The organism is Pseudomonas sp. RIT778 (assembly GCF_019718735.1).
Taxonomy (GTDB): Bacteria; Pseudomonadota; Gammaproteobacteria; order Pseudomonadales; family Pseudomonadaceae; genus Aquipseudomonas; species Aquipseudomonas aphyarum.
Map to the genome: position 1 here is coordinate 1 of NZ_JAIHBA010000067.1, position 9536 is coordinate 9536.

Genomic DNA, 9536 nt, shown 5'->3' on the forward strand with positions numbered 1-9536 from the left:
TGTGGGAGCGGGCTTGCTCGCGAATGGGCCCGCATAGCCACTACAAAATCTGAACCCTGCTGCGACAAAAACAACAAGCTCAGGAGCAAGACCATGAAAACCGCAACCCTCGCCACCCGCCGCTGGTGGTACATCATGCCGATCGTGTTCATCACCTACAGCCTGGCGTACCTGGACCGCGCCAATTACGGATTCGCCGCCGCGTCCGGGATGGCCGCCGACCTGATGATCACCCCGGGCCTGTCCTCGCTGCTCGGCGCGCTGTTCTTCCTCGGTTACTTTTTCTTCCAGGTGCCCGGCGCGATCTACGCGCAAAAGCACAGCGTCAAGAAGCTGATCTTCGTCAGCCTGATCCTCTGGGGCGGGCTCGCCACGCTGACCGGCGTGGTCTCCAACGCCTATTGGCTGATCGTCATCCGCTTCATGCTCGGCGTGGTCGAAGCGGCGGTGATGCCGGCGATGCTGGTCTATCTCTGTCACTGGTTCACCCGCGCCGAACGCTCGCGGGCCAACACCTTCCTGATCCTCGGCAACCCGGTAACCATGCTCTGGATGTCGGTGGTTTCGGGCTATCTGGTGCAGCATTTCAGCTGGCGCTGGATGTTCATCATCGAGGGTCTGCCGGCGGTGCTCTGGGCATTTATCTGGTGGAAGCTGGCCGATGATCGTCCGGCCCAGGCGAAGTGGCTCAACGACCAGGAAAAGCACGATCTGGAAAGCGCGCTCGCCGCCGAACAGATCGGCATCAAAGCGGTGAAGAACTACGCCGAAGCCTTCCGTTCGCCGAAGGTAATCATTCTGGCGCTGCAATTCTTCTGCTGGAGCATCGGCGTCTACGGCTTCGTGTTGTGGCTGCCGTCGATCCTCAAGGCCGGCGCGCAGATGGACATGATCGAGGCCGGCTGGCTGTCGGCCCTGCCGTATCTGGCGGCGGTAATCGGCATGCTGCTGGTGTCGTGGGGCTCGGACAAACTGCAAAAGCGCAAACGCTTCGTCTGGCCGCCGCTGCTGATTGCCTCGGTGGCGTTCTACGGTTCCTACGCTTTGGGCGCCGAACATTTCTGGTGGTCGTACACGCTGCTGGTGATTGCCGGCGCGTGCATGTACGCGCCGTACGGGCCGTTCTTCGCCATCGTGCCGGAGATCCTGCCGGCCAACGTTGCCGGTGGCGCCATGGCGCTGATCAACAGCATGGGTGCTCTCGGTTCGTTCGGCGGCTCGTATCTGGTCGGTTACCTCAACAGCTCTACCGGTTCGCCCGGCGCTTCGTATCTGCTGATGAGTGGCGCGCTGATGCTCTCGGTGGTGCTGACGATTTTTCTCAAGCCCGGCGCGAGCGACCGGGTGACGGCCAAGCCAGTCGCACCGCGTCCGCTGCCGGCCCACTCCTGAATTGATAGAGAGATGACTGCGATGAAAAAACAGGTTGTGCTGTACAAGAAACTGTCGCCGGCGTTGATGGCGCGCCTTGAGGAACAGGTCGACGTGACGCTGATCGACAGCCTCGATGCCGACGGTCTGATGAAGCTTCGCGACGCCCTGCCGTTTGCCCACGGGTTGCTCGGTGCAAGCCTGAAACTGGACGCGGCGCTGCTCGATCTGGCGCCGAAGCTTGAAGCGATTTCCAGCGTCTCGGTCGGCGTCGACAACTACGACATTGACTACCTGACCCGACGCAAGGTCATGCTGACCAACACCCCGGACGTGCTCACTGAAACCACCGCCGACACCGGTTTCGCGCTGATCCTGGCCACTGCCCGACGCGTGGTGGAACTGGCGAACATGGTGCGCGGCGGTCACTGGCATCGCAGCATCGGCCCGGCGCATTTCGGCACCGATGTGCATGGCAAGACGCTGGGCATCATCGGCATGGGGCGCATCGGCGAGGCGCTGGCCCAGCGTGGGCATTTCGGATTCGGGATGCCGGTGATCTATCACAGCCAGTCGCGCAAACCGGCGGTGGAAGAACGCTTCGATGCGCAGTACCGCAGTCTGGAGGATTTGCTGCAACAGGCGGATTTCATCTGTCTGACGTTACCGTTGACGGCGCAGACTGAAGGTTTGATTGGTGCCGAGCAGTTTGCGTTGATGCGGCCGGAGAGCATTTTCATCAACATCTCACGGGGCAAAGTTGTGGATGAGGCGGCGATGATCGACGCCTTGCGCCATAACCGGATTCGCGCGGCGGGGCTGGATGTGTTTGAACGCGAGCCGCTGAATCACGACTCGCCGTTGTTGCAGCTGAACAACGTGGTGGCGACGCCGCACATGGGCTCGGCGACCCATGAGACGCGCGAAGCGATGGCGCGGTGTGCGGTGGAGAATCTGTTGGCGGCGTTGACTGGGGAAAAACCCGCCAACTTGGTGAATCCTCTCCACTGATGATCGTTCCCACGCTCTGCGTGGGAATGCCTCAAGGGACGCTCCGCGTTCCAGCTCTGGAAGGGACACGGAGCGTCCCGGGCTGCATTCCCACGCGGAGCGTGGGAACGATCAGGAGGAAACCCTCAGGCGCTGCGCACTTGCAGAAGTTGCGCAGCACAAAGGGCAATCCTTGAACACGCATCCGCCAGCTTCACCCGATCCACCACCAGCCCGATGCGAATATGCCCCGCCGCACTGGGCCCGAACGCTTCACCGGCCAGCACCGAAACCCCATACCCCTCCAGCAACCGCTCGGCAAAATCCTGCGCGCCGAGCCCGGTCTGACGCACGTCGACCATCACGAACATCCCGCCATCCGGCTTGATCGGGTACAACCCCGGACAGCCGCGCAAGCGCTCGCACACCAGATCCCGACGCAACCGGTATTCCTCGCGCATCTGCGTCACTTCCGGCAAATCTTTCTCCAGCGCGATCTGCGCCGCTTTCTGCACAAAATCCGGCAGGCCGAACAACATGCTCAACGACAGATTCACCAAATGCTCGGCCAAGGGTTTCGGTCCGATCATCCAGCCGATCCGCCACCCGGTCATCGCATGGGATTTGGACAGGCTGTTGATGGTTGCGGTGCGCTCGGCCATCCCCGGCAGACTCGCCGGGCTGACGTGCTCGCCTTCGTATAACAATTCGCTGTAGACCTCATCGCTGATCAGCCACAGGTCGTGGCGAATGCACAACGCCGCCAGCTCCTGCCAGATCAACAGCGACAGACTGGCACCGGAAGGATTGTTGGGACTGTTGAGCAGCATGGCCCGCGTCTTCGGAGTGATCCGCGCCGCGACATCCACCGGATCGACGCGAAAGCCGTTCTCAGGGCGGACCGGCACCGGCACCACGGTTGCGCCGCAAGCACCAAACACGCCTTCATAAGTTACATACATCGGCTCGGCGACGATCACTTCATCACCCGGATCCAGCAGACATTGCGCCACCGAATACACCGCGCATTGCGCGCCGGGAAGTACGATCACATGCTCGGCATCCACATCCTGGCCGCTGTTGCGCCGATGGCGCTCGGCAATCCGCTTGCGCAGCTCCAGCCGGCCGCGCACTTCGGAATAATGGGTATCGCCGGCCAGCAGGCTGTCGATGGCGCCGTGGATGATCGGCAGCGGCGTATCGAAATCCGGATCACCCACGGACAGCAGCAACACATCAATGCCCTCGGCGCGTAACTCCAGCGCTCGGTCGTGAATCCGCCAGGCCGCTGCTCCCTCCCCGGCGATTCGTTGGGTCAAGGCTGAATAGCGCATGTACGTCTCCTGATTGCGCGGTCTCCAGCCTTCACCCTAGGTCAAATCACGAAGCGCGCCACCATCGCATTCAAATCCACCGCCAGACGCGACAGTTCGTGGGTCGCGGCACTGGTTTGATTCGCGCCGGCGGCCGATTGAGTGGCCAGGTCGCGGATGTTGACCAGGTTGCGATCGACCTCGCGGGACACCTGCGCCTGCTCTTCAGAAGCACTGGCGATCACCAGGTTGCGTTCGTTGATCTGGTGAATCGATTGGGTGATCTGCTCCAGCGCGACGCCAGCGGCACGGGCCATTTCCAGGGTGGACTGGGTGCGTTGGTTGCTTTGCTGCATCGACTCGACCGCTTCGCCGGTGCCGTTCTGGATGCCGGCGACCATTTTTTCGATTTCCTGGGTCGACTGCGCAGTGCGATGAGCCAAGGCCCGAACCTCGTCCGCTACCACGGCGAATCCGCGTCCCGCTTCACCGGCACGGGCGGCTTCGATGGCGGCGTTGAGCGCCAGCAGGTTGGTCTGTTCGGCGATGGCGCGGATCACGTCCAGCACCTTGCCGATGTCGCGGCCCTGAGCGGCCAGGCCTTCGATCATTTGCGCGGTGTTCTGCACGTCGTGGGTCATGGTCTGGATCGCGTCGACGGTTTTCACCACTTGATCGCGACCTTCGCGGGCGGCGTGGGTCGACTGGTTTGAGGCTTCGGAAGTCGACACCGCGTTGCGTGCGACCTCTTCCACCGCGGCGGTCATTTCGTTGACGGCGGTGGCGGCCTGTTCGATTTCGTCGTTCTGCTGTTGCAGGCCACGGGACGCTTCTTCGGTCACGGCGCTGAGTTCTTCGGCAGCGGCGCCCAGTTGCGTGGCGGAGCCGGCGATCTGTTCGATGGTCTTGCGCAGGTTGGTCTGCATCGCGGCCAAGGCTTCAAGCAGGCGCGCCGGTTCGTCCTTGCCGTCGACTTCGATGGCTTTGGTCAGGTTGCCGCCGGCAATGGTTTGCGCGGCAGCGACGGCGCGGTTCAGCGGGGTGACGATGCTGCGGGTCAGCAGCCAGGCCAGCAGCACTGTCAACAGCGCGGCAATCACGGCCACGGCGATGATGCCGCTGATAGCGCCGCTGTAATACTCGTCCGCATGGGTCGAGGCGGTCTTGGCGTCAGCGGCGTTGATCGCAATCAGCTGGTTGAGCTGTTCGCCCATTTTGTCGGTGCCGTCCTTGATCTTCGTGTTGATCAGGGTACGCATCTCGTCGAGCTTGTCCTGGCGCGACAGCTCCATCATCTGGTTCTGCGCCTGCACGTAGTTGTCGAGGGTCGTCGAGAAAGTCTGATACAGCGCGCGCTCTTCCGAACTGGCCGGCAGTGCCGCGTAACTGGCCTGGGCGGCGCGCACCTTGTCCACCAGCACGCCGATGCGGGTCTGGGCTTCCTGCAAACCGGCCGGGTCGCGGTTGACCAGAATGCGGAACGACAGAATGCGCAGGCGCAGGACGTTTTCCGTGACCACGGCGAGTTGCGTGACGCTCGGCAACTGCGTCGACTCCATCTCCAGCGACGCCTGGCGGATGATCGACATGCGATTGACGGCGAACACGCCGAGCACGATCACCAGCAGGGCAATAAAGGCAAAACCGAGGAAGGCACGGGGCGCGATATTCAGATTACGCAAGGACATAGGAGGACTCTCGGATGATTGAAACTACGAGCGTCCATGCCGTGATCACTGGCCCATGGGGCGGGCTTCAGTCCGGCGTCACTGTTTTAGGAAGTCTTGTGTGCGCCTGACTTCTGTATCGGCCAGGCTTGAGGAAGATTGCGGGGAAAGACGAAATATTTTTCAAAGTGTTGCGGGTGTTTCAGCGGTGAAACACCCGTTGTTTTAGATGATGGATGACAGGTCAGGTCGATGATGGATGACAGGTCAGGTCGGGGATGCCAGGCGCCAGACGCGAGCTATATCGGTGGCGCGTTCGCGCAATAGACGTGGAGCTTCGGCGCAGGCCTGTTCGAGGGTCATCGGGCCGCTGGTGACGGCGAAGGCGGCGTCGATGCCGTGATCGTAGAGTTCCTGATAGCCCTCACCCAAAGTGCCGGCGATGACGATCACGGGTACACCTTGCTGCTTGGCGATTCGCGCTACGCCGAACGGGGTTTTGCCGCGCAGGGTCTGGGCATCGAAGCGTCCTTCGCCGGTGATGACCAGGTCTGCGCCCTTCACGGCATCGGCCAGTCCGACCAGTTCGGCGACCACTTCGACACCGGCCTGGAAACGCGCGCCGAGAAACGCCTTGGCGGCGAAACCCAACCCGCCTGCCGCGCCGCTGCCCGGCTCATCGCGTACGTCCTTGCCCAACGCTTGCGCGCAGAGTTCGGCGAAGTGGCCGAGGGCCTGATCCAGTTGTTGAACTTGCGCGGGTGATGCGCCCTTCTGCGGGCCGAAAATCGCCGAGGCGCCGTGGGGGCCGCACAGCGGATTGTTGACGTCGGCGGCGATATCGAAGCGGACTTGCGCCAGACGTGGGTCGAGTTCGCTCAGATCCAGACGTACGAGTTGCGCCAGCGCCAGACCGCCCGGCACCAGCGATTGCCCTTGAGCATCCAGCAGTTTCACGCCAAGCGCCTGCATTGCACCGGCGCCGCCGTCGTTGGTGGCGCTGCCGCCGATGGCTAGAATGATGCGTTGTGCGCCGGCATCCAGCGCAGCGCGAATCAGTTCACCGGTGCCGAAGGTGCTGCTGATGCACGCGTCACGCTGCCCCGGCGGGACCAGTTGCAGACCGCTGGCCTCGGCCATTTCGATGATTGCGGTGTAGTTGTGCGGCAACCAGCCCCACGCCGCTTCAACCGCCGCGCCCAACGGGCCACGCACTCGGGTGCGGCGCAGTTCGCCTTCGCACGCGGCGAGAATCGACTCCACCGTGCCTTCGCCACCGTCGGCCATCGGGCATTTGACCAGCGTCGCCTGCGGCCAGACCTGCGCCAGGCCCAGCGCGATGGCTTCTGCAACGCCTTGGGCACTCAGGCTGTCCTTGAACGAATCGGGGGCGATGACGATTTTCATGCGAATTCTCCAGTTCCAATGCCCCTCATGCTGCCAGTCGCCTTGCGCGTTGACGCCTGTCCGCTGCACAAGTCGTGCAGGCGTTTATTGTTCAATTCGACAAATCGTCGGTCTGTGGCAGCAATTGCACACCTAGATACAGCGCCAGCATCCCGTCGAGTCTCAGCGGATCGACCCCGCTCAACTCGGCAATCCGCTCCATGCGATAACGCAGGCTGTTGCGGTGAATCCCCAACGCATCGGCGCAGGCCTGGCTCTGCCCGTCGTGATCGCACCAACTGCGCAGGGTCGCGAGCAACTGGCCGTTGCTGTCCTTGGCGATCACTTTGCGCAACGGTTTGAGCAGTTCATCCAGCGCATCATCGTTGCGATGGCGCCAGAGCATCACCGGCAAGCGATAGCGATTGAGGGTCAGCAGCCGTGAGCGCGGCAACACCTCGCGGCCGTAAGCGAGCAGATCGCCCACCCGCCGATAGCACCGCCGCAAGCCGGTCAGTCCATCGGCCTGCCCGCCGACGGCAATGCGCAGGATGTTCCAGCCCAGGCCATCGAGTTTTTCCAGCAGGCGATCATGCTCGACGTTCTGACTCGCCGGCCGGCACCAGAGCAGCGACGACTTGGCGGAGCTCACACACCAACTGTCGGGGTAGCGCGACATCAGCCAGGCACTCAGCGCCTCGACGGTTTGCCCCGGCCCGTGTTCCAGGCCCAGCTCGAACAGATACGGCACCCGCGTCAGTTGCGGTTTGAGCCCGAGTTGCTGAGCTTCATCCACCAGACGCGGCGAATCCCCCGCTTCACTCAACAGCAGCGCGAGCAAGTCATCGCAACGCTGCCGCCGCCATTGCTGCTCGGATTGCTGATTGCGTTGGCCGACCAGCATCTCGGCGGTCATGCGCACCAGTTCGGCGTAAGTTCGCAGCTGCTCCGGCTCGCCGGTGATGCCGAGCACACCGATCAAACGCTGATCGAGCAGCAGCGGCAGATTGATCCCCGGCTGCACGCCCTTCAAATGCACGGCAGTCTGTGCGTCGATCTCCACCACCCGACCGTTGGCCAGCACCAGTTGCGCGCCTTCGTGGCGGGTGTTGATCCGCTCCGGCTCGCCACTGCCGAGGATCAAGCCCTGGCTGTCCATGACGTTGACGTTGTACGGCAAAATGGCCATGGCCCGGTCGACGATGTCCTGGGCGAGGTCGTGATCGAGTTCGAACATAGGGGCTGGAATCCTTGAAAACAGGCGCGGACGGTTGTTCACCCGCACAGGGTCTGGCGGCAAACCCTGTGCTCAGGCACAAAGACAATCCGGCCAAAGGTGGCCGAGACTCTCAGGGCGATCAACGTTACCCTTTGCATCGCAAAAAATCATAATAAAGAGAGAGCCGCCATGTCGCAGAGCGCCGCTGCCGCCCAGACCATCGATGACGATAAAAATGCCGTCTACAAACGCATCACCCTGCGTTTGATCCCCTTCATCTTCATCTGCTACCTGTTCAACTACCTCGACCGGGTCAACGTTGGATTCGCCAAACTGCAGATGCTCGACGCGCTGAAATTCAGCGAAACCGTGTACGGCCTCGGTGCCGGTATCTTCTTCATCGGCTACGTGCTGTGCGGCGTACCGAGCAACCTGGCCCTGACCAAGTTCGGCCCACGGCGCTGGATCGCGCTGATGATGATCACCTGGGGCACGCTGTCGACCTGCTTGCTGTTCGTCACCACACCGACCGAGTTCTACACCCTGCGCCTGTTCACTGGCGCTGCTGAAGCCGGGTTCTTCCCGGGCGTTGTGCTCTATCTCTCGCAGTGGTTCCCGACCTTCCGCCGTGGCCGGATCATGGCGCTGTTCATGTCGGCGATCCCGGTGTCGGGCCTGCTCGGCAGCCCGTTTTCCGGCTGGATCCTCAATCACTTCGCCGCCGGCCAGGGTGGCCTCGCGGGCTGGCAGTGGATGTTCCTGCTGCAAGGCATTCCGACCGTGGTACTGGGCGCACTCGCCTACTTCCTGCTCAGCGACAACTTCGCCAACGCCAAATGGCTGACCCCGCATGAGCGTTCGGTGCTGGAAGCGGATCAGGCGGAAGACCTGGCGAACAAACCGAAAACCACTTCCGATTCGCTGATCGCCGTGTTCAAGAACCCGGCCATCTGGGCCTTCGGCCTGATCTACTTCTGCATCCAGAGCGGCGTGTACGCGATCAACTTCTGGCTGCCGTCGATCATCAAGAACCTCGGCTTCAGCGACAACCTGGTGATTGGCTGGTTGAGTGCGATTCCTTACTTGCTGGCGGCGGTGTTCATGCTGGTGGTCGGGCGTTCGGCGGACTTGCGTAAAGAACGTCGCTGGCATTTGGTGGTGCCGATGTTGATGGGTGCTGTCGGCCTGCTGATTGCGGTGAACTTTGCGGCGAATCCGGCGATTGCGATCCTCGGTCTGACCATCGCGACCATGGGCGCGCTGACCGGTTTGCCGATGTTCTGGCCGGTGCCGACTGCCATGCTGAGTGCGGGTGCTGCGGCGGGTGGTCTGGCGTTGATCAACTCGATGGGGCAGATGGCCGGGTTCCTGAGCCCTTACCTTGTGGGTTGGGTCAAGGACAGCACCGGGTCGACGGATGCGGCGTTGTATCTGCTGGCGGGTGTGATTGTCGGCGGGAGTTTGCTGGCGTTGCGGATGACGCGGACGTTGCGGGCTTAAGCCTTAGTCGAAATACAGAAACGGCCCATTACGGGCCGTTTTTCATTTAGATCGTTCCCACGTCGAGGCGTCGAACCGTCCGCGTGGGAA

General features: G+C 62.3%; 7 protein-coding genes. 3 read left to right on the plus strand and 4 right to left on the minus strand.

Annotated features, from left to right (window positions below; all coding sequences use genetic code 11):
- The first annotated feature begins 93 nt into the window (after window positions 1–93).
- Together K5E37_RS29110 and K5E37_RS29115 are read left to right on the plus strand one after the other, a co-directional pair.
- Complete coding sequence (locus K5E37_RS29110) at window positions 94–1392, plus strand: MFS transporter (RefSeq protein WP_085603390.1); 1299 nt, start codon at window positions 94–96, stop codon at window positions 1390–1392.
- A gap of 21 nt (window positions 1393–1413) precedes the next feature.
- Window positions 1414–2382, plus strand: a complete 969-nt coding sequence (locus K5E37_RS29115; RefSeq protein ID WP_221535811.1) for a D-glycerate dehydrogenase — start codon at window positions 1414–1416, stop codon at window positions 2380–2382.
- Window positions 2383–2507: 125 nt separating this feature from the next.
- Here K5E37_RS29115 and K5E37_RS29120 read toward each other — a convergent pair whose 3' ends face one another.
- The 4 genes from K5E37_RS29120 to K5E37_RS29135 form a co-directional block, all read right to left on the minus strand.
- Window positions 2508–3695 carry a pyridoxal phosphate-dependent aminotransferase gene (locus K5E37_RS29120; RefSeq protein WP_221535812.1) on the minus strand — a complete coding sequence of 396 codons (1188 nt, stop codon included), beginning with the start codon at window positions 3693–3695 and terminating at the stop codon, window positions 2508–2510.
- 41 nt (window positions 3696–3736) lie between these two features.
- On the minus strand, window positions 3737–5362 hold the full coding sequence (locus K5E37_RS29125; RefSeq protein ID WP_085603386.1) for a methyl-accepting chemotaxis protein: 1626 nt from the start codon (window positions 5360–5362) through the stop codon (window positions 3737–3739).
- A gap of 246 nt (window positions 5363–5608) precedes the next feature.
- Window positions 5609–6748, minus strand: coding sequence for a glycerate kinase (locus K5E37_RS29130; protein WP_221535813.1), 1140 nt, complete (start codon window positions 6746–6748; stop codon window positions 5609–5611).
- Between the two features lie 91 nt (window positions 6749–6839).
- Window positions 6840–7964, minus strand: coding sequence for a sugar diacid recognition domain-containing protein (locus K5E37_RS29135; protein ID WP_221535814.1), 1125 nt, complete (start codon window positions 7962–7964; stop codon window positions 6840–6842).
- Window positions 7965–8135: 171 nt separating this feature from the next.
- Between K5E37_RS29135 and K5E37_RS29140 the strand changes: the two genes are divergently transcribed.
- On the plus strand, window positions 8136–9446 hold the full coding sequence (locus K5E37_RS29140; protein ID WP_085603380.1) for an MFS transporter: 1311 nt from the start codon (window positions 8136–8138) through the stop codon (window positions 9444–9446).
- Window positions 9447–9536 lie beyond the last annotated feature (90 nt).

Coding starts and splice junctions, on each gene's coding strand:
- K5E37_RS29110 (WP_085603390.1), top strand. CDS start 94: ATGAAAACCGCAACCCTCGCCACCCGCCGCTGGTGGTACATCATGCCG.
- K5E37_RS29115 (WP_221535811.1), top strand. CDS start 1,414: ATGAAAAAACAGGTTGTGCTGTACAAGAAACTGTCGCCGGCGTTGATG.
- K5E37_RS29120 (WP_221535812.1), bottom strand. CDS start 3,695: ATGCGCTATTCAGCCTTGACCCAACGAATCGCCGGGGAGGGAGCAGCG.
- K5E37_RS29125 (WP_085603386.1), bottom strand. CDS start 5,362: ATGTCCTTGCGTAATCTGAATATCGCGCCCCGTGCCTTCCTCGGTTTT.
- K5E37_RS29130 (WP_221535813.1), bottom strand. CDS start 6,748: ATGAAAATCGTCATCGCCCCCGATTCGTTCAAGGACAGCCTGAGTGCC.
- K5E37_RS29135 (WP_221535814.1), bottom strand. CDS start 7,964: ATGTTCGAACTCGATCACGACCTCGCCCAGGACATCGTCGACCGGGCC.
- K5E37_RS29140 (WP_085603380.1), top strand. CDS start 8,136: ATGTCGCAGAGCGCCGCTGCCGCCCAGACCATCGATGACGATAAAAAT.